The 21,465-nt window shown below is 43.4% G+C and carries 15 protein-coding genes; 8 read left to right on the forward strand and 7 right to left on the reverse strand.

All coding sequences use genetic code 11. The annotated features are described in order from the left end of the window. Positions 1 to 5: 5 nt before the first annotated feature. The 3 genes from infB to HUJ21_RS00145 all read right to left on the reverse strand — a co-directional run bounded on the left by infB (position 6) and on the right by HUJ21_RS00145 (position 4,776). Positions 6 to 2,984, reverse strand: coding sequence for a translation initiation factor IF-2 (gene infB / locus HUJ21_RS00135; RefSeq protein WP_291366246.1), 2,979 nt, complete (start codon positions 2,982 to 2,984; stop codon positions 6 to 8). 71 nt (positions 2,985 to 3,055) lie between these two features. Beyond that, a complete protein-coding gene (gene nusA, locus HUJ21_RS00140) occupies positions 3,056 to 4,300 on the reverse strand; it encodes a transcription termination factor NusA (protein ID WP_166151841.1) in 1,245 nt (414 codons plus the stop codon). Between the two features lie 5 nt (positions 4,301 to 4,305). Next, entirely contained in the window at positions 4,306 to 4,776 is a 471-nt protein-coding gene (locus HUJ21_RS00145; protein ID WP_291366247.1) for a ribosome maturation factor RimP, read from the reverse strand. A 156-nt stretch (positions 4,777 to 4,932) separates the two neighbouring features. Here HUJ21_RS00145 and cysS point away from each other — a divergent pair, with 156 nt between their 5' ends. From cysS to HUJ21_RS00180, 7 genes are all read left to right on the forward strand, one after another. Beyond that, on the forward strand, positions 4,933 to 6,426 hold the full coding sequence (gene cysS, locus HUJ21_RS00150) for a cysteine--tRNA ligase (RefSeq protein ID WP_291366248.1): 1,494 nt from the start codon (positions 4,933 to 4,935) through the stop codon (positions 6,424 to 6,426). Then, positions 6,416 to 7,399, forward strand: coding sequence for a M28 family peptidase (locus tag HUJ21_RS00155; RefSeq protein ID WP_291366249.1), 984 nt, complete (start codon positions 6,416 to 6,418; stop codon positions 7,397 to 7,399). The genes cysS and HUJ21_RS00155 overlap by 11 nt, the downstream gene beginning before the upstream one ends. Before the next feature lie 22 nt (positions 7,400 to 7,421). Continuing rightward, the gene (galK, locus tag HUJ21_RS00160) at positions 7,422 to 8,576 is read left to right on the forward strand and encodes a galactokinase (RefSeq protein ID WP_291366250.1); all 1,155 of its coding nucleotides are present in this window, start codon (positions 7,422 to 7,424) and stop codon (positions 8,574 to 8,576) included. Between the two features lie 717 nt (positions 8,577 to 9,293). Continuing rightward, on the forward strand, positions 9,294 to 10,934 hold the full coding sequence (locus HUJ21_RS00165) for a tyrosinase family protein (protein WP_291366251.1): 1,641 nt from the start codon (positions 9,294 to 9,296) through the stop codon (positions 10,932 to 10,934). A gap of 304 nt (positions 10,935 to 11,238) precedes the next feature. Next, entirely contained in the window at positions 11,239 to 12,861 is a 1,623-nt protein-coding gene (locus HUJ21_RS00170; protein ID WP_291366252.1) for a hypothetical protein, read from the forward strand. A 365-nt stretch (positions 12,862 to 13,226) separates the two neighbouring features. Beyond that, positions 13,227 to 14,462, forward strand: coding sequence for an APC family permease (locus tag HUJ21_RS00175; protein ID WP_291366253.1), 1,236 nt, complete (start codon positions 13,227 to 13,229; stop codon positions 14,460 to 14,462). A gap of 587 nt (positions 14,463 to 15,049) precedes the next feature. Next, positions 15,050 to 16,504 (forward strand): sialate O-acetylesterase, encoded by a 1,455-nt coding sequence (locus tag HUJ21_RS00180; protein WP_317168788.1) that lies wholly within the window; start codon positions 15,050 to 15,052, stop codon positions 16,502 to 16,504. A 75-nt stretch (positions 16,505 to 16,579) separates the two neighbouring features. On the opposite strand, the gene phnW is transcribed toward HUJ21_RS00180, so the two are convergent. Next, the gene (gene phnW / locus HUJ21_RS00185; protein ID WP_291366254.1) at positions 16,580 to 17,677 is read right to left on the reverse strand and encodes a 2-aminoethylphosphonate--pyruvate transaminase; all 1,098 of its coding nucleotides are present in this window, start codon (positions 17,675 to 17,677) and stop codon (positions 16,580 to 16,582) included. A gap of 112 nt (positions 17,678 to 17,789) precedes the next feature. Here phnW and HUJ21_RS00190 point away from each other — a divergent pair, with 112 nt between their 5' ends. Beyond that, positions 17,790 to 18,533 (forward strand): hypothetical protein, encoded by a 744-nt coding sequence (locus tag HUJ21_RS00190; protein ID WP_291366255.1) that lies wholly within the window; start codon positions 17,790 to 17,792, stop codon positions 18,531 to 18,533. Positions 18,534 to 18,535: 2 nt separating this feature from the next. On the opposite strand, the gene egtD is transcribed toward HUJ21_RS00190, so the two are convergent. From egtD to HUJ21_RS00205, 3 genes are all read right to left on the reverse strand, one after another. Further along, on the reverse strand, positions 18,536 to 19,468 hold the full coding sequence (egtD, locus tag HUJ21_RS00195; protein ID WP_291366256.1) for an L-histidine N(alpha)-methyltransferase: 933 nt from the start codon (positions 19,466 to 19,468) through the stop codon (positions 18,536 to 18,538). Then, positions 19,465 to 20,655 (reverse strand): ergothioneine biosynthesis protein EgtB, encoded by a 1,191-nt coding sequence (gene egtB, locus HUJ21_RS00200; protein ID WP_291366257.1) that lies wholly within the window; start codon positions 20,653 to 20,655, stop codon positions 19,465 to 19,467. The genes egtD and egtB overlap by 4 nt, the downstream gene beginning before the upstream one ends. 120 nt (positions 20,656 to 20,775) lie before the next feature. Further along, the gene (locus tag HUJ21_RS00205) at positions 20,776 to 21,357 is read right to left on the reverse strand and encodes a RidA family protein (protein ID WP_291366258.1); all 582 of its coding nucleotides are present in this window, start codon (positions 21,355 to 21,357) and stop codon (positions 20,776 to 20,778) included. Positions 21,358 to 21,465 lie beyond the last annotated feature (108 nt).

Raw genomic sequence — 21,465 nt, forward strand, 5'->3', positions numbered from 1 at the left:
ATGCTTTATTTTTTACGCTTGATTTCTTCCATTTTATAACCTTCAAAAGTGTCGCCCACCTGCAGGTCATTGAAACCTTTGATAGAAACACCACACTCGTAGCCGTATTTGACTTCGGCCACATCATCTTTGAAACGTTTGAGGGCACTGATTTCACCCTCATGAATAACGATACCATCTCTGATGACCCTGATTTTGTTTTTTCGGTGAAGGTACCCATCGGTAACATAAGCACCGGCCACTGTTCCTACCTTGGAGATCTTGAATACCTCCCTTACTTCAATATTACCGGTAATGACTTCTTCAAACTCAGGTTCCAGCATGCCTTCAATGGCATCCTTAATCTGGTTAATGGCATCATAAATGATGGAATAGTGTCTGATCTCGATTTCTTCCTGTTCGGCCAATCGCTTGGCATTGGCGGACGGTCTTACCTGGAACCCCAGGATGATGGCATCTGAAGCGGAAGCAAGCAATACGTCTGATTCCGAAATCTGACCCACACCCTGATGGATAATACTCACCTTCACCTCTTCTTTGGAAAGCTTTAACAAGGAATCTGACAGGGCTTCCACCGATCCGTCCACATCACCTTTGATGATGATGTTGAGCTCCTTAAAGCTACCTATGGCCAGCCTTCGGCCAATTTCATCCAGGGTAATGTGTTTCTTGGTTCTGAGGCTTTGCTCTCTTTGGATTTGTTCCCGTGAATTGGCGATTTCTCTTGCTTCACGCTCAGAATCGTAAACTTTAAACACATCTCCAGCCTGGGGAGCACCACTTAATCCCAGTACCTGTACCGGAGTAGAGGGTCCTGCTGCTTCAACCTTTTGTCCCAAATGGTCAAACATGGCCTTTACCCGGCCATAATGCTGGCCTGCAAGGATGGTGTCGCCTACCTTTAAGGTTCCACCTTGTACCATAATGGTGGTCACATAACCCCTTCCTTTATCCAGAGAGGCTTCTACCACTGTGCCTACTGCATTTTTCTTAGGATTGGCTTTGAGCTCCAGGATTTCAGATTCCAACAGTACCTTTTCCAACAGGTCATCTATACCCATTCCTGTCTTAGCCGAAATTTCCTGAGACTGGTATTTTCCGCCCCAATCTTCCACCAATAAGTTCATATTGGCCAATTCCTCCCTGATTTTATCTGCGTTTGCATTGGGTCGATCTATTTTATTGATCGCAAAAATCATTGGGACACCGGCTACCTGTGCATGGTTGATGGCTTCTTTGGTTTGTGGCATCACACTATCATCAGCAGCGATCACGATGATGGCTACGTCGGTGATTTTGGCACCCCTGGCCCGCATGGCTGTAAATGCTTCGTGTCCTGGTGTATCCAGGAAGGCTATTTTATGGCCATCAGTTGTTTCCACATCATAGGCGCCGATATGCTGGGTAATCCCTCCAGCTTCTCCATGGGTCACCTTGGATCTCCTGATATAATCCAGAAGAGAAGTTTTACCATGATCCACATGTCCCATGATGGTGACGATAGGGGCTCTTTCCACCAATTGCTCTGGGTCTTCTTCTACCTTTATCTCGGCCTCTTCCTCATCGGATTTGGTAAATTCAACGTCATAGTTGAACTCATCTGCAATAATGGTAATGGCCTCGGCATCCAAACGCTGGTTGATGGACACGAACATGCCCAATCCCATGCACACGGATATAACCTCATTGACGGAAACATCCATCAGGGAAGCAAGGTCATTGGCAGAAATAAATTCTGTTACCTTTAAAACTTTGCTTTCCTCCGGGGTATCGCTTACCTCCTTGGATCTTTCTGAACGTTTATCCCTGCGGTTTTTTCCTTTACCTCCGGATTTACCCCCACCTTGTAGTCGGGCAAGGGTTTGTTTGATTTGATCCTGTATTTCTTTTTGGGTAGGTTCTTCTTTCTGGAACCTGGCATTTCCGGGTCTTCCTCCCGGACGGCCTGTTGCTCCTCTGTTGTTGCCTTTTCTGGCACCCTGGGCAGGGCCTTTTCCCGCTGCACCAGGTGCTCCCGGCTTGGCCCCTTCGGCTCCTCTGGCAGGTCGGTTATCTATGCGTTTTCTCGGACGTTTTTTCTTTTCTTTATTGCGCTCATCCGAAGATGCCACCGGTTTGGTTTTCTTTTTGGACTTGTCTTTAGGCAACTCTATTTTTCCTAAAACCGTCAATCCCTTCAGGGAATCGGCTCTGGCTGAAATAACACGGTCCTCTGATTTTTCAGCGGGTTTTTGCGGCTCTTCGGCTGGCTTTTGGGCTGTTGCAGGCTTTTCTTCTGCTGCAGGTTTCTCTTCCGCCGGTTTCTCTGCTTCTGGTTTCTTTTCTGCTTCAGGTTTTTCTTCCACCTTACTTGCGGATGGCTCGGGTTTGGTAGATTCCTTAACGGACTCTTCCTCCTTTGCCTTTTCAGGTGCTTTGGCTGCTTTTTCCTCGGCCTTGGGTTTTTCTTCTATTACCTCTTTTTCAGGTTTCTCAGGCTCGGAAACTTTCCTTTCCGGGGCTTTTGTCTCAGGTTGCTGAGGTTTTGGTTCTTCAGCACTTTTTTTCTCCCCTTCGCCTGGTTTGGGGCTTTTACCCTCCAAATCAATTTTTCCTACAACTTTTATCCCTTGTAGTTTAGGTGCATCAGTAGGTATTTTGTCAGTATCTTTTTCGGCTGGCTTTTTCTCCTCTTTGGCCGCTGGAGCTGGTTTTTCAGGTTCAGGTTTTTTGATTTCCTTTTCCGGTTCAGACTCAGATTCAGCGCGAATGGTAAAATTCTCGTTGTGTCTTTTACCAATGGACAGATGAGAGGCCTCTTCCTTCTCCTGGGCAGAAGACCGGAACTCTTTGGCAAGCATATTGAAATGCTCCAAACTTATTTTTGAGTTCGGGTTGCTTTCTACCTCAAAGCCCTTCTTCGCCATGGACTCAACGATGGTTGCTACCCCTACATTGAGCTTTCTGGCTACCTGGCCTAATCGCATCATTTTTTCTTCTGACATACTAATACCTATTCCTGTATTTTAATATAATGCAAATATAAAGGGGATAACGAATTATCTATCGCTATTTGCTATTCAAATTCTTGTTTTAATATTTTAAATACATCATCAATCGTTTCTTCTTCCAATTCAGTTCTTCTCAACAGGTCTTCTTTGGTCAGTGCCAGCACGCTTTTTGCTGTATCCAGCCCTGTTTTCTTGAATTCCTCGATGACCCAAGCCTCAATTTCATCAGAAAATTCCGACAAATCCACATCTTCCTCGTCTTCATAACCTGACAGTTCCCTGAAAACGTCAATTTCATACCCCACCAGGCGGCTGGCCAACCTGATATTGAAGCCCCCTTTGCCTATGGCCAGAGAAACCTGATCAGGTTTAAGGTAAACCGAAATCCTTTTCTCTTCCTCATTGACTTGTAGGGAAGAAACCTTTGCCGGGCTCAATGCCCTGGAAACATATAAATCCAGGTTTTCCGTATAATTGATAACGTCAATATTCTCATTCTGCAGTTCCCTCACCACAGCATGGATCCTGCTTCCCTTCATGCCTACACAGGCACCCACAGGGTCGATGCGGTCATCGTAAGACTCTACAGCTACCTTGGCTCTTTCACCGGGCTCTCTTACTATCTTTTTTATGGTGATCAAACCATCATATACCTCAGGAACCTCGTTTTCAAACAACCTCTCCAAAAATATAGGTGAGGTTCTGGACAAAACGATCCTTGGGTTGCCATTGATCATTTCCACCTTGTGTACTATGGCCCGCACAGCATCACCTTTCCGGAAACGGTCCTTGGGTATCTGCTCAGACTTTGGCATGATCAACTCATTTCCTTCTCCATCCATTAGCAGCACTTCCCTGCCCAATATCTGATACACCTCAGCATTGATGATTTCTCCGACTAATTCTTCATATTGCTGGAAAAGCAAGTCTTTCTCCAAATCCTTGATCCTTTGGATCAGGGTTTGTCTGGCCATCATCACTGCTCTCCTTCCAAAATCTTCCAATTCGATTTTTTCGTAGGTTTCTTCCCCAATTTCAAAATCAGGCTCAATTTTCTTTGCCTCTGACAAACTGATTTTATCATAATCCCAGATGTCCTCGGAATTGTCATCCACAATCTCCCTGATTCTTACAATTTCCAAATCACCCTTGTCCGCATTGATGATGACATCAAAGTTTTCATCTGTTTCGTACTTTTTCCGAATCATTGCCCTAAATACATCTTCAAGTATGCGGATCATTGTTGGTCTGTCCACATTTTTTGATCTTGCAAACTCTGCAAATGATTCAATCAGAACTTTAGCATCCATTGTTTTTATTTGAAAGAGACTAATACTATAGATTTCTTAATTTGGTCAAAAGTAAAATTAAGGCTTTCCTCAACCCCTTTTTTTCCTTTTTCTTTTTTCATTGACAATAACTGAATGCCCCTTTGATCTACCTCGGTTAATTTTCCTTCAAGGATTTGATCGTTGGCCAGGACCACTTGCAGGTTTCTACCAATATTCTTTTGGTATTGCCTCCTGGAGCTCAAAGGGAAATCCACCCCGGGAGAGGATACCTCAATGACATAAGCCGTATCCATTAGCTCCTTAGCTTCAATTTCTTCCCCTACGGCCCTGCTTACCAGGGCACAAGTGTCAATATTAATGCCATGGTCTGCATCAATCAAAATTTTAAGGGATTTTTTAGGGCCTTTCTCTACGATTTGGATATCCACCACAAAATGGCTGCTATCAGGGAGGTGTTTCTCCACTATTTCCGCTATCGTTTGCCTCAAATTCATATCTTTTTGCTTACTTGCTCCAAGCTTTGTTCCCAAAATGATTCATAATGAAAGAGGGGACTGCCTGTCCCCTCTTGTTTCATTACTTAATTCATGCACAAATGTAATAAAATTATTTTCCTAAAAAAAGTATTGAAAGTTTGATAAATTTGCCCCATGCATTCAAAAAAGTTGAAAATATACAATACCCTATCCAGAAAAAAGGAATTTTTTGAGCCTCTCAGTCCCCCTCATGTGGGCATGTATGTTTGCGGGCCTACGGTATATGGCGATGCACATCTGGGACATGCCAGGGCTGCAGTTACCTTTGACGGCGTGTACCGCTACCTTTCTTTTCTGGGATACAAGGTCAGGTATGTCCGCAATATTACCGATGTAGGTCATTTGGAGGCTGATGCGGACGATGGGGAAGACAAAATTGCCAAAAAAGCCAAACTGGAGCAGCTGGAACCCATGGAGGTGGCCCAGCAATATGCTACCTCCTATCACCAGGACATGAACCTGCTGAATACCATCAGGCCCAGCATCGAGCCCCGAGCCACCGGTCATATTCCGGAACAGATTAAATTAGTGGAAAAAATTCTGGAGGAAGGCCTGGCATATGTGGTAAATGGAAGCGTTTATTTTGATGTGTTGAAATACAATGAAACCAAAAAATATGGTCGCTTATCAGGCAGGGTGGTGGAGGAATTGATGAGCGGAAGCCGGGAGCTGGATGGGCAATCGGAAAAAAGAAATCCCCTGGATTTCGCCCTTTGGAAAAAAGCCGCTCCGGAACACCTGATGAAATGGGATTCTCCCTGGAGTGTTGGATTTCCGGGCTGGCACCTGGAATGTACTGCAATGAGTGCCAAATACCTGGGCAACCAATTTGATATACATGGGGGAGGGATGGACTTGATGTTTCCGCATCATGAGTGTGAAATTGCCCAGGGCAACGCCTGCCACCATGCGGATCCCGCCAAATACTGGATGCACAATAACATGATAACCATCAATGGGCAAAAAATGGGCAAGTCGCTGGGTAATTTTATCACCCTGCAGCAACTGTTTACAGGCGAACATGATAAACTGGAACAAGCCTACAGCCCCATGACGGTGCGGTATTTTATCCTGACGGCCCATTATCGGTCCACCCTGGATTTTTCCAATCAAGCCTTGCAGGCCGCACAAAAAGGGTATAAGAAGCTGATTAATGGTCATCGCATTGGGAAATTATTGACCTATCAGGATGATTCCGCTATTTCCCTGGATGACAATCAGATTAAGCAGGTAGAAAAAAGCATTGCGGATGCTTTTGCATCCATGGATGATGATTTCAATACCGCACAGGCCATTGGACATTTGTTTAACTTGCTTAAAAAAATCAATAGTATGTATACCGGTCAGCTGCATCCTGCCCAGTTGGGTGAGAAGGTATTTGATGAGTTGATCCGTACTTTCGATTCCTTTGTCACAGATATACTGGGTCTGGTGGAAGAGAAAGGGGATCATCAGGAAGAGTTGCTCAAGGTGATACTGGAACTGTATGGGAAGGCAAAAACTGCCCGGGAATACCATAAGGTAGACGAGATCCGCAAGGCGCTAAAATCTGCGGGTTTGATCATCAAGGACATGAAAGACAAAGTAGATTGGGCTTATGAAGAGTAGATTGGTCATTTTAATTTTTGGGCTCATTTATTGGTCCTGTGGAGAGCAAAGCGTCCGGGAAGAAAAAGCGGAAGAAGAATTATCCCTCAAACCTGTCCCTGCCTTCAATGCCGATTCTGCCTATGCTTTTGTGAAAAAACAGGTGGATTTTGGCCCCAGAGTTCCCAACACAGCCGCACACAGGGAAACCGGCGATTGGTTAACCGAAAAATTAAAATCCTATGGGTTTTCAGTGAGCGAACAGGAGTTTACGGCCAGGGCCTATGATGGCAAGGAACTGCAATTGAGGAATATTATTGGGAGCTTTCAGCCGGAGGCTGGAAAAAGGATTCTGCTGGCTGCGCACTGGGACACCAGGAGAATTGCGGACAAGGATACAGAACGCCTGGATGAACCCATAGATGGGGCCAATGATGGCGGAAGTGGAGTGGGCGTTTTATTGGAAATTGCCAGGGTGCTGCATGCAGATTCCCTGCAACCTGATGTGGGGATTGATATTATTTTCTTTGATGGGGAAGACGATGGAGAGCCGGAACACCGGAACTTCAGGGACAATAGCCAGGTATGGTGGTGTCTGGGTTCTCAGCACTGGTCCAAAAACCCCCATTCTCCCGGGTATTCCGCCTATTATGGTATTTTGCTGGATATGGTGGGAGGTAAAAATGCCCGGTTTTACAAGGAGGGTTATTCCATGCAATATGCAAAAAACCTGGTAGACAGGGTCTGGAATTATGCCCATAGGTTGGGGTATGGGGAGTTTTTTCCCATGCGCCGTACCGAGGCCATCACGGACGATCACCTGTTTGTCAACCAGGACGCCAATATTCCCATGATCAATATCATCGAATTCAGTCCCGAGTACGGATTTGGCCATTACCACCACACGCATCAGGACAATATGGACCTGATCGACCGGAAAAGCCTGGAGGTCGTAGGGGAAACCGTTCTCTTTACCATTTTTCAGGAAGAATAATTCATTCATAAAACCCTTTTTCATGTCAATTGCAGGTGAGATTAAAACTCTTTTTCAGAATAAATACCATAGGGAAGCCTTACTGATCCGCTCTCCCGGTAGGATCAACCTGATCGGAGAACATACCGATTACAATGAGGGCTATGTGCTTCCGGCAGCCATTGACAAGTACATCTACCTGGGATTTGCTAAAAATAACAGCCGAAAATGCCGGGTGTATTCACTCGACTTCGGGGAGGAGGAAAGCTTTTTGCTGGAGGATATGAAACCCAGGAAGGGCTGGATCAATTTTGTCATGGGAGTGGCAGCGCAATTGAAACAGGCGGGGCATAATCTGGAAGGGTTTGACTGTGTTTTTGGAGGCGACATCCCCATAGGCGCGGGCTTATCTTCTTCCGCAGCGTTGGAAAATGGCGTTGGCTTGGGGTTGTCGGAGTTATTTGAGCTGCACATCGAAAAGTTGGATCTGGTCCGGTATTCTCAACAAGCAGAACATACCTTTGCCGGTGTAAATTGTGGCATTATGGACATGTTTGCTTCCATGATGGGCAGGAAGGATCAGGTGATCAGGCTGGATTGTCGTTCGCTGGAACACTCTTACTTTCCTCTGGAGCTCGGGGATTTTCAATTGCTCCTTTGCAATACCAAAGTAGCCCATACCTTGGCCGAATCAGCCTACAACAAAAGAAGGGAAGAATGCCAGGCAGGGGTAAATAAGGTGAAGGAGCAGTTTCCTGAGGTAAAAAGTCTCAGAGATGTTACTCCCCAAATGCTGGAAAAGGCAAAAGGGGAAATGTCTCCTGTGGTTTACAAGCGTTGCGCTTATGTGATCCTGGAGAACGAACGCCTGATAACTACCTGCGATGCCCTTGCTGATGGTGACCTGGAAGCGGTTGGGCAATTGCTGTACGGCTCACATGAGGGGCTCTCTGAAGCATATGAAGTCAGTTGCCCTGAACTTGATTTTTTGGTGGACTATACCAGAGACTTGCCCTATGTGTTAGGTGCCAGGATGATGGGTGGCGGATTTGGAGGCTGTACCCTAAATCTCTTAGAGAAGTCTTCTACAAAAGGTTTTATCGCTTCCATTACGGCAGCTTACCTGGAGAAATTTGGCCTGCAAATGGAAACCTATGAGGTCAAGGTCGCTGATGGGACCGGAGTATTTTTTGTATAAAAAACTAAAATTTACCTACCAGGGATTGTACATTACCAATCCACTCTCACTTTATCTGTTCTGAATCACCAATTTGTCCAAAAAGAAAAAAATGCTCCGGCAGAGTATGCGGTGAAAGACCAAACCTTCGGTTGATGGAGTTTTTATCCGTTTTTAGACATTTACAAACGGTTTGGTAAATCAGCTCTAGTTAGCAACAGGCTACCCGAAACACGGTACTTTATGCCTTTACGGCCCTTATTTATTTTATATTATAAAATATTCGTTTGTATTAGGTGATAGGCAAATAAAGTGCAGGGTGCACTTTATTCGTATTTTAGGCACCAACATCAAATCAATCGTCTTGTTCTAGAAATAATGGATGAAATAAATAGTTTAGACCTGGTTATACCAGCTGAATTAAAAGCGCGGAGTAGTTCTGGTTTTCTCTCCCCAATTGCTTACCTGTGTAGTAGTCCCAAAACCAAAATGGTAGGGGTTTGGTGATTTCTTTTATTTGGTAAAAATAAAAGAAATAGAACATAATTTCTTATATTGGACGGTAATAAAAAGAAATTATTAAAGGCTCAGACTACGGGGTTTCAGATCATATCCCTGAAGGATTGGAGTCATCGGTGCCTTGAGTAAGGCTCGGTACGCCTACGCTATGGCAGCAAATAGAAAAAAGAAATACTATCTGCTGTACAAACAAATTTTTTACACTAAAGAGAAACTATTATGACCAAAGCAGAACTAAACAACCCTGATTTTCCGTCTATTATCGCCGAACCCATCTGGGATAATGAAGTTCAATGGTTTTTCAGAGAGGACTATGACGTACCTCATATGAAAGGTATTATTGATCTCGCTAGCTACCAGGAGGTCAGTAGCTTGAGCGCGAAAATATATTACTACGTCTATTATAAAATGATGCCGGCGCCCTGGGGGCCAAAACCAACTCCCTGGAACGAAAATAAGGCCTACTCATTTCGTAACTGGCTTACCCATGGCTGTCCCAAAGATCAAGCAGCTTTGGATGCATTCAAAAAGAAGCAAGTTGCTATTGCCGAAGATACAAGCCTGCGTCACAGGAAAAATGTAAATGACATTCAAGGGGTTGAAAAGGAAAACCTCCTCAAAGCATTTCAGGGCATCATGGATTTGGATAACAATGATCCAAATAGTTTTTACCAATTAGGAGGAATCCATTGGTATCCGGCCCCCACCTATTGTGAACACCATATTCATCCCTTTTTAGCTTGGCATCGGGCATATATTCTTCAATTTGAAAATGCATTACGCGCTATTCCCGGATGTGAGGATGTGACCCTTCCTTACTGGGACATTTCGGATGATCGATATCCTGAAATCTTCTCGGAAGGACCATTCGCTACGTATAAAGTGCCTCAGGAGTTTATAAATCAGTACCCGCAGGAGGTTAAAAATGGATCACTAAAGGCAGATGGAAGTATTATTCGGAATGATGCTGCCACCTACAATGAGGAAAAATGGAAATATCTCAGAGATGCCACCCACGATCCTACAAATACGAATAAGGTATATCTTGATAAAATTATTCAATTTCCAACGTGGAATGCCTTTAACGGATTAACTAATAAAGGAGTATATGTTGCATCAGAATCATTGATGCATGCACATGATATGATCCATAACAGCAACGGGGCTACTACTGCAAATCAGGACGTAACTGGTTTTGAACCCGTATTTTGGTTATTCCATGCAAACTGGGATCGTTTGATGTGGCAATGGCAAAAATTACACCATACGACCAACGTGGAGGATTTTAAGAAAAATGTCAAAGCTTGTGGTGATACTACAGATTGGATTGACGGAGTTGGACTAAATATTATGGATCCCTTTACGGAAACGTTAGGACTTACAGTGGATCAGACCATCGATCTAAATAAAATGGGAGTCAACTATGTGGAGCCTCCACTTCCGCTAACAAAGCCTGAAAATTTTTCAGCCGATGAAATGCCTTCACATCGTAGTGCTAATAAAGGCCAATCCAACAAAAATGAGTTTACACTAAGCAATATGTCTTATGTATCTCTCAGAGTGAAAGATGTAAATCGCTTAAAAATACCTGGTTCGTTTACAGTTTCCTTGTATTTAGGAGGGGAATTTCTACAAAAGAGATTCTTCTTCCAGGCGACAGAACCAGGAAATTGTGCTAATTGTGTGAAACAAGCACTTGTCAGCTTTGATTTTGAATTTGAAAACGAAAGGCTGCAAAAAGCAGACGGAAAAGTAAAGGTCGAGATACAACTTTCACGTACGGACGAAGAAGGTAACCGCCCAGTGATTCCTTTTAGGGAAATAGGCAATCCTACTATCAATATTCGCCTCATACACTAATCGGATACCATCTACTATTATAAAGAAATGAGTAGATAGGCCAGGAGAAAAAGCTTAAATTCCTCATGGTAGTGAAAACTATGGTATCTGTTAGTATTTATGGAGCCGATGCTACTTTAGGTTGTTTGAATGGAGAGCCTATAGGGCTTCTGAAATAAGATCGGATTATGAGTAAGCAGTATCTGAATTACCAAAAAAGCTGCATGCCAATTATTCCGAAGAAAAACGATTTCGAAAATTTCGATTTTGGAACCGTAGAAAAGGCAGCATCATAAAATTAATATTATTCAAATAACTCACCATTATGGAACGATCAATTTGTTTTAAACGAGTGTCACATCTATTTACGACTAAACTGAGCCTCTTTTTTTTCGTATTTGTGGGAATGATGCTCTTCTCCTGTGAAGAGGGAGGGAGCCATGATGAAATTCCTCCGCCAGTTACATTTTCACCTAATATTCCCGTCGATGTTGACCCTGCATTACAAGAAAAACTAAAAAAAGAAGGGGATATTTACGCCTTAAATGAAAGCTTTAATCGCTACAGCTGGCAAGCATTTATGGCTATTCAATGGCCCGTAGCTGAAGATGGAACCCCTAAATCTAAATTTACAGATGCTGGTGAACCAGCCTGGTTAGGTTGGAAAGAGGCCTTTCAGGTGTATCGGGAAGATGGTCAAAAACCAGCTCCATGGGGAGCTCCCAGAACAGACTTTGGCCTGAAAATTCCCAAAGAGGTTTTAGCTGATGCTGACGCTAGAATTGTACTATCATCGAACACACCAACCCATCCCGACAATTTTAGCAATATAGCCGATGAAACCGATCAAGCTTTTGCTGGGAAGTTGTACGATCAAAACGGGAATGTGGTAGTATACGAGGTACTTATGAATCAAATTGAATTTGATTATGTAGTAGAGAAACAATTGTACAACATAAATGGTCAATTAGATTTTACAAGTACAGGTGCGATTGCGGACTTTCCTGCCGGAGATTACAACGCTGGAAATTTAGGAGCAGTAGAAATTAAATTTGCATGGAAGATTTTGGAAGACACAGACATTAAATCCCGCTACTACCAGGACGAAGGGTACGTATATAATGATGCCGGAGATTTAGTCAAAAAAGACATTGGGTTAATTGGAATGCATATAAGCCAAAAAACGCCAACCGCAAAGCAGTGGGTTTGGTCCACTTTTGAGCACGTCGATAACCTGGATCAGAATGTTATTGAAGTTAATGGTAAACGAAAATTAATTCACCCAACCCTACGTGATCCGAATTGCGAAATTTGCCCGGTAAATTACGATGTGTCTAACGGTACCACCTTTAAATTTGAGGAAGACTCACAAGGGAATTATTGGCAATTAACAGGTAAGGATCAGCAAAAACAAGATAGTATTTACCCAGCGCAGTATTGGGCATCGGAAAAGGTAATGAAAACGCAGGCTTTTAGAATGGTTGACATTCCAGTTCGTGTAAAAAACATTAACAAACAAATGCAAGCCTATTTTGCACAAGAAGGTAGTATATGGCAGTATTATATGCTAGTGGACACACAGTACCCGTTAAATCAAAACGCGCTACCTGGACCTTATGGTAATGACGACAATACGGTTCCTGAGTCTGTAGTAAACAAGCCGGGTGGAGATCCAAATATTACTTTGCTAACCAATTTAACTATGGAGACATTTTTTCAGGGAGGAAACCAAAGTGCATCTGATTTAATGGAAGGCAATCCCAAAAACGCAATAACCATTTTTGGAACCGAAAGCTGTATGGGTTGTCATTCAAGTGCTGGGATCTATAAAATTATAGATGGTGAAGTCAGTAATAACGGACCGCAACTCTCTGGAGATTTTAGCTGGCTTTTAGGTAAAGCCAAGTACAACGATTCAATTCCGCCTCCCCACCCGATTCAGAAGTAAAAAAGCAGACTAAATATAAATTCCATTCGGCTATACCGCCGGGTGATGGTCTTTTCTCCCGAACTAAATAAAAGACAATATTACAGCTAAATCGCAAAAGATTTCCTGAGACGGCGATTGTGCTGCTTCGAAGAAATAAAAGCAGAAAAAAAGGTGAGCCAGCTCAATAAGGCCATTTGAATTTTGTTTTCTGCTGATTTCAACGCAGTATTGTAATGGTCAAGAACCAAACAATTTGCGTTTACCACATAAAAATTTTGAACATGCTAAGGTACTGTTAACCTTTATCGACTCTTAGCATAAACTTAAATTACTTAACTTAATCATTTGCATATACGCTTAATCTTTTGCGAAATTAATTTTCTATGGCTGACAAAAATCTGAAAAGATCTCTAGGTTTCTGGAACATTCTCATGTTTGGTGTAGGGGGCATTGTAGGTGCTGGGATATATGCCATCATAGGACAGGCAGCAGGACTGGCGGGAAACGCTTTATGGATCAGCTTTGCCATAGCAGCAGCGGTAGCGCTATTAACAGGATTATCATATGCAGAGTTTGTAAGCCGATTCCCAGATGCTGGTGGAAGCTTTGAATATATCAAACAAGGGTTGGGAAAACGTACCGCAATGGTGCTATCGATAGCGATGACCTTTACGGGAATTGTTGCACCGGCAGCGATTGCGATAAGCTTTGCAGAATACCTGGGAAGGCTGGTTGAGGTCCCTAAATGGATAGCAATAGTGGCAATCATAATTGCTATGGGTCTATTTAATATTTTCGGCACAAAAATCAGTTCTCATTATAATACAATAGCAACCGCAATAACAATTGCCGGGCTGGGAATTGTCATCGCATTTTGTATCCCCGAATGGGGCTCGATAGATCTGATGAACATGGAGGGTACGAGCATGACTGGAATTTTATCAGGATCAGCTCTTATATTTTTCAGTTATGTAGGTTTTGAGGATCTGGTTAAAATGGCAGAAGAGACCAAAGACGCCAAGAAAAATCTACCCAGAGGCGTTCTACTAAGCGGTATCATAGTTTTGATACTCTATGTTTTGATTGCAATTAGTGCTATCAGTGTTCTTGGGTCAGAGCGCCTTGCCGAATCTGATGGGCCGCTTGCCGCAGTGATCAATTCTCAATGGGGACCGATAGGTGGAACCGTGCTTGCCATCGTTGCTCTTTTTGCAACCAGTAAAACCATTTTAAGCAATATACTGGGTACTTCCCGCCTGCTTTATGACGTATCACGCGACAGCGGTATAAAATGGTTGAAGAAATTTACCACCTTAGAGGGAATAGGGGTCAATACTCCTAATTATGCCATTATAGCCATCACGATTGTTACGATCGCCTTTGGTCTTATAGGTAATTTAAAGGTAGTAGCGTCCATCAGTAATATTTTTGTCTTTACTGTTTTTGGGATGGTAAATGTGGCACTGCTGAAGTTCAGGGCTTCAAATTCCAAAGAAGGAAATCAAGAAGGTATTTTTAAAATCCCTTTAAACGTCAATAATATTCCCGCTCCTACGGTTCTGGCTCTGATAACGATTATAGGGCTTTTTGTTTATAATATTTATAATTTGATCGGTTAATGCGACCTAATAAAATCTAACTGTTATGAGTGCCCTCCATATTGGCCTAAGATTTTTGAGTGGAGTCGTTTTTGATTCTCATGAACGCGATGTTTGTGTTAACTGAATTTGGACTCACCAGGTTGAGACAATACGATAAAGAAGAGTTCATGGATGATCCAAAGCTCAAGTGTGGCTGGAAGATGACTGAAGAATTAGAAATATACGGTAGGCATATCAACAACAAGCGTCATTCCAAGAGTAGTCTTTGAACCTGCTGTATGCATTGTTATAGGCCCATTAATTGAATCTGAACATTTGAGAACAAGCTACCATCCACCTAAAGAAATTGATTTTAGGGATTATTTGGAACCATATATCGGATTCTGGAAAAACTTGACGGATAAATTAATAAGTCAGTTAATGAAAAAAAAAACGACGCTTTGAATGGGGAAAACTAGTACCATACGACCCGAAACATGGTATTTCAGTTCATTTGGGAAAAATAATTATAAAAAAACCTAAAAGTTAAAAATGGTGGATTTCTGAATTTTAGGTCAAAAATCGTATATTATCAATTCTTTTTTCAATTAAACTAAATCCAGATAATGATGAGAAAAATTGGAATGGTTATCGCCTTATGCCTATGGATGTTTCAGGTACAGGCGGAACTTAGATTACCGCGGGTATTTGCGGATCATATGGTTTTGCAACGAGGACAAGAAATTCCTGTATGGGGATCCGCTGACTCGAGGGAGCGCGTGACGGTATCCTTTCAAGGCAAAGAGTATCGCGTGAGGGCAGACCGGGAAGGAAACTGGGAGCTCAAAATGGATGCGCTGTCAAAGGGAGGGCCCTATACCCTTACCGTAACCACAAGAGATGAATCCGTTACCTATGAGAATGTCATGATAGGAGACGTTTGGTTGCTGGGAGGCCAATCCAATATGGAATGGGCTTTGAAAAACACCAATAATGGTGAAGATAGCATCAAGACCGCCAAGCACCCTGACATTCGATTGTTTGAAGTAGGAAGAAACCTTAGCCTGGAACCCATAGATGATGTCCCTGAGGCGAAGTGGTCTGTTTGTTCTCCAGAAACGGTGGAAAATTTTTCAGCTATCGGCTATTATTTTGCCAGAAGGATACAAACTGATTTAGATGTACCCATAGGTCTGTTGGACATCAACTGGGGAGGGACCCTATCTGAGGCATGGACCAGTCCGGAAGCCCTGATGAGCCATGAGGACTTCAGAGAGCGGGTGGTTACCAACCAAACAGAAGGGCCTAAGGATTTTTCGGATCCAGAGGTAAGGAAACCCAATCTTTGGCCGACCAGCCTGTATTATGGCATGCTGGAGCCTGTTATTCCATTTGCGATCAAAGGTGCCCTCTGGTACCAGGGAGAATCCAATGCAGGCAGGGCTTATCAGTACAGGGAAATATTTCCTTTGCTGATTACTGACTGGAGGGATAAATGGGGACAAGGAGATTTCCCTTTTTTATGGGTTCAGCTGGCCAATTTCAGACAGCCAAAAGATGAACCTGCTGACAGTGACTGGGCAGAACTTCGGGAAGCCCAGAGCATGACTTTATCCCTACCCAATACAGGGCAGGCAGTAATCATAGACAAGGGAGAAGCTGATGACATACACCCAAGAGACAAATGGACCGTTGGTGAAAGACTGGCAAAGGCCGCCAAAAAAATAGCTTATGGCATGGATGTAGTGTATAGTGGACCTACTTTTAAATCCATGGAAATTCAGGGTGATCAAATCAGAATTAGCTTTGACCATATTGGCTCCGGTTTGATGGTTAAGGACAAGTATGGTTATGTAAAAGGATTTGCAGTGGCTGGAGCGGACAAAAAATTCCACTGGGTCAAAGGCTTTCAGGATGGAAACCAGATCGTTTTGGAAACCGGAGATATCGATGATCCTGTTGCTGTCAGGTATGCCTGGGCAGATAACCCTGATGATGTAAATCTTTACAACAAAGAGGGTTTACCTGCCAATCCATTTCGTACAGATGAATGGCAGGGAATTACCTACGGAAAAAAATAAAGTCGAATGGTTTTAATCCAAATAGTGTCCGGGCATTACCAGGTGCGAAGCATTTGATCTCCGGACACTATTTTTTTACCAAAATTTTATCTTTTCCACTGCAGCTACCAGGCGGTGAATGTCTTCCGGAAATACATGGCCTATATGGCCAATTCTGAAGGTTGCTGCCTGAGATACCTTGCCAGGATAGATCACAAACCCCTCTGATTTTAGCAACTGATAAAGTTTTTCGAAAGAAAAGGCAGTGCTTTGAGGCTCATGAAAGGCGGTAATGATGGGAGACTGGTCTTTGGTTTCTAAAAAAGGCTTTATGCCGATTTTTTCCATTCCGCTCACCAGGGTTTGGTGATTTGCTGCGTACCGTGCATGCCTGGCGGATATGCCACCCTCATTTTCCAATTCAGTAAGTGCTTGTAAAAATGCCCTCACAGTATGCGTAGGGGAGGTAAACCGCCATTTGCCAGGATCTTTTTCCATGGTTTCCCATTGATCGTATAAATCAAGAGAGTGGCTTCTCGAATTTCCTTTGCATTCCTGAAGGGTACTTTTTTTGGCAATAACAAATCCGAAGCCCGGAACTCCCTGTATGCATTTATTGGCACTGCTGATCAAAAAATCAATTTCCGGCCACTTGACATCCAATGGAATCCCTCCAAAGCTACTCATGGCATCCAGTATGAATACCTTTCCCCATCGGGCCGCCAATGCTGCAATGGGGGCGTAATTATTGAGCATGCCGGTAGTGGTTTCACAATGGACCATGCCAATATGTGTGATGTCGGGATGGGTTTGTAAGGTTTTTTCTACAGTTTCGGGATCTGCTTGCTTATTCTCCGGAAATTCGACAACTACCGTTGCTGCCTGCATTGATGTAGCTATCCTGGCCATCCTTTGGCCATATGCTCCGTTGGAAAGCACCAGGATTTTGCTTTTTGGCCTGAGGCTTGTCCACAAGACTGCCTCCACGGAGAAGGTACCGCTTCCTTGCATCAAAACGTTGGTATAGGCTTCACCGCCATGGCTTAAATCCAGTATGTATTCCCGGATTTTTTGAACGATGGACTTATAGTCCGTATCCCAGGTGCACCAGTCCCTGTCCATGGCGGCACGGACAGTTTTGCTGGTACTTAATGGTCCAGGGGTTAGCAGCAGGTAGGGGTTTTCTGGTATCATGGGAATGGTAATAACAGGATGAATATTGGGATTAAATATAGGGTTTCCCCCAAACAATTTCAGGGGTCTGCCTGGAATTCCTTATATTTATTCTATAACCTTTAAAAATATCATGGAACGTTTTATTGAAGGTGTACACAATTATTGTGACCGGTGGTGTGAGCGGTGTGTATTTACCGACAGGTGCAGGGTTTTTTACATGGAGGAAAAAGACCGAAAGATCTCCGCCCATGATCCCAAATGGGAGACCTCCCTTGAACCCATTACCAAAACCCTGGAAGAAGCCAGGATGATGCTGGAGAGAATGGCAAATGAGGAAGGCATTAACTTGTCTGAAACGGATCAGGAATCTGAAGAGGAGCGGGCAGACAAAAAATCAAGGGTAGAGAATCATCCTTTAATGAAAAAATCCATGGACTACATAGAACTCTCCCGGGAATGGCTGGAAAAAGGTCAGGTGAAAGACAATACCGATAAAATTTTTCAAGAGGTAAACCTTGGAATAAAGAGCATGCAGGAAGGCGAAAGAGAAATTTTGCTCCTCAGAGACAGCCTGGAAGTAATCCGCTGGTACCAACCATTTATCGCTGCCAAATGCCACAGGGCACTGCTGGGAAAAGAGGATGAATATAATAAACACTTTGCTGAAGAGGAACGGGATTATAACGGAAGCGCCAAAATAGCCAGGATTGCGATCGAAAGGTCGATGCGGGCATGGGCAAGTTTACTGGGTTTTTTTGAGGAAGAAGAAAGTGCGATTTTTCGGATTTTAGCCAGTTTGCAGCAAGCCCAACAGGTGTTGGAAATGGCATTTCCAAACATGGATCATTTTATCAGGCCCGGATTTGATGAATGAAATTATACTTCAAATAGGCTGATGCTGAAATAGGATTTGCTATCGGTAAAATGATGGTCCGCGCTGAAACCTGCTTTAAACCTGATCTGGTCCAGGTCTTCCAAACTGTATTTTTGTGATACCTCCATGTGAATGGGTTCAAATGCATGAAAGCCAATGGTCTGACCAGCCACCTGCACTTTTTGCGTAATGTTACTGATCAGGAAACTTTTCGTGGTCCCACTCAGGGGATCATAACTGGCATAATGGTCAAACCCGGCTGTGTCAAAATCAGCACCTAATTCCCGGTTGATTCTTTCCAAAAGGTTGATATTAAACTTCTTGGTTATACCTGCGGGATCATCATAGGCGGAGAGTATGGTTTTGGGATGTTTTTTTAGATCCACTCCCAGCATGAAGTAGTCTCCCTTTGCCATAAAGGACTTTACAAATTGAATAAAGTCCAGGGCTTTTTCCCCTTCAAAATTTCCAATATTGCTACCAAGAAAAAGAATGACTTTTGGTTTATCCCTCTCCTTGATGCTTTTGAGGGTGTCAAAGTAATCTCCGGCAATGGGTTTTACAGCTAATTCCGGAAGCTCTTGGCGCATGAATTGTTCATTTACCGAAAGGATATCTGGGGAAATATCCAGTGGGATATAAGTAATGTTTTTTTTCTCGCGGAGTAAGGCATCCAGAAAAAGTGCCGTTTTTGTTCCGTCACCTGCTCCCAGTTCCACCACATCGTAGCCTTTGCTGGGAAGTTCTCTGATAATATCTTTTGCACGTAGCCTTAAAATCTCTGTTTCACAGCCGGGCAGATAATATTCCGGCATGTGCATGATCTCCTGAAAGATGGCAGAACCCTTTTCATCATAAAAGTATTTTGAAAATAACCTTTTAGGGTTCGATTGTAAACCATTGAGGATGTCTTTTTCAAAGTTGGTTTGTGTCATTTTGTTTTAGCAAGTCTGATTCCTGAAAAAATCCATCTGGACGGTGGTGCAAAAAAGTTGCGGTAGGTAGCCCGGCTATGTCCTTGCGGAGTAGCTACAGATGCCCCTCGCAAAACATGCTGATTGACCATAAATTTGCCATTGTATTCTCCCAGTGCTCCTGCTGCTTTTTGAAATCCCGGGTAGGGAAGGTAGGCACTGCCGGTCCATTCCCAAAGTTGCCCCCAGGTAAAATGTTGGGATGCTGCCTCCCATTCAAATTCAGTAGGTAGGCGCATGCCTTTCCATTCCGCAAAGGCATAGGCTTCGTAAAAACTCAGGTGTTGAACCGGTAAGTTTGGGTCTATGGGTTCTAAGCCCCTAAAGGTATATTGTCGCCATTCCCCTCCTTTTTGGTGCCAGTAAAGGGGAGCTTTGATTTGTTGATTTTGGATGAAATCCCATCCATCAGCATGCCACAAGTTAAAGTCCTGGTAGGCACCGGCACTGATAAATTCCATGTATGCTGCATTGCTTACCAGTTTGTTAGAAATCTGGTAGGACTCAAGGAAAACCCTATGTCTGGCATTTTCATTATCATAAGAAAAACCATTTCCGGAAAACCCGATAGCATAAAGCCCTTCCTCCATGGAAATCCATCGCTGCTCCTGGCTTTCCTGCAGCAGATTGAAAGTATCCCCATATACCGGAAATGTCGGCTGGTGGCCCAGGATGTATTTGATATCATACACCAGCAACTCCTGGTGCTGTTGTTCATGATTGATTCCCAATTCAAGGATATCCAATGCTTCCTTTTCAGCCTCGCCTGAGCCAATAAAATCCAGGACTTCCTTTGTTACATAGTCCCTGTAGGCCATTACATCACGTACCGGTGGCCGGCTCATCAAACCTCTGTTAGGACGCAACACCCTATCTCCTGCGTTGTTGTAATAACTGTTAAACAAATAGGCAAAGTCGGAGTCATAAACGGTATATCCCTGCTTAAAGGTACTGAGCAGAAATTGTTCAAAAAACCAGTTGCTATGTGCCAAATGCCATTTAGGAGGAGAAACATCCGCCATAGGCTGGGGAACATAATCCTCCAGTTCGAGGGGAGCACAAATCTTTTCGGTTTGCTCCCTGCAGTTTTTAAATTGATTTAATAGTAATGTTGATTTGGTTTCAGATTGGCTCAATTTCACTGACATGCGGTGAATGGATTTGATTGGATGAATGAAACTAATGAATAGGGCTAAAGTTTTGCGCTACCCCTAAACAAAAGCAAGATTCAGGCTGAAATAGTTTGTTTTGGCAATTTCCATCATTTTTTATTCATAGAGTTCGACAATCATGTCGATTTCTACGGCAATATTATTGGGTAGAGAGCTCATGCCTATGGCAGCCCTGGCATGTTTTCCTTTTTCCCCAAATACTTCTACCATTAAATCCGAAAAGCCGTTGATGACTTGTGAGTGCTGTTTAAAGTCAGGGGCAGCATTGACCATGCCCTGTGCCCTGATGATGTTTTTTACCCTGTTCAGATCACCGATTTCAGCTTTGAGTGAAGAAAGCAGGGAAATGCCCGTAAAACGTGCGGCTTCAATCCCTTGTTCCAGTTCCAGCTCGGTGCCGAGCTTGCCTATGACCTGTGTACCATCCGGTCTATCCGGTCCATGTCCTGCAAGGTAGACCACATTGCCAAGGGTTTTGGCTTTCAGGTAATTGGCAGTTGGGGCATTAGGCTGGATTAAGGTTATACCCAGGTCCTTGATCCTTTGTTCAGCATCTATGCCATCATTAGGCACTTCTTCGGTGGTTTCCTGATTTTCTAGGGAAGCATTTGTTGCTTTTTCACCACAGGAAATGAGACAAAAAGCGGACAATAGGAAAATTAAGGATAGCTTTTTCATGTGTTTATAATTTATTTTTAATAGGCCACCCCGATTAGTCGGGGCAGGCTATGGAATCTTTGACGATTAAAATAATCATTGCCCTGTGTGTTTAATGATGATTTTAAT

The organism is Cyclobacterium sp. (assembly GCF_014762705.1).
Lineage (GTDB): Bacteria > Bacteroidota > Bacteroidia > Cytophagales > Cyclobacteriaceae > Cyclobacterium.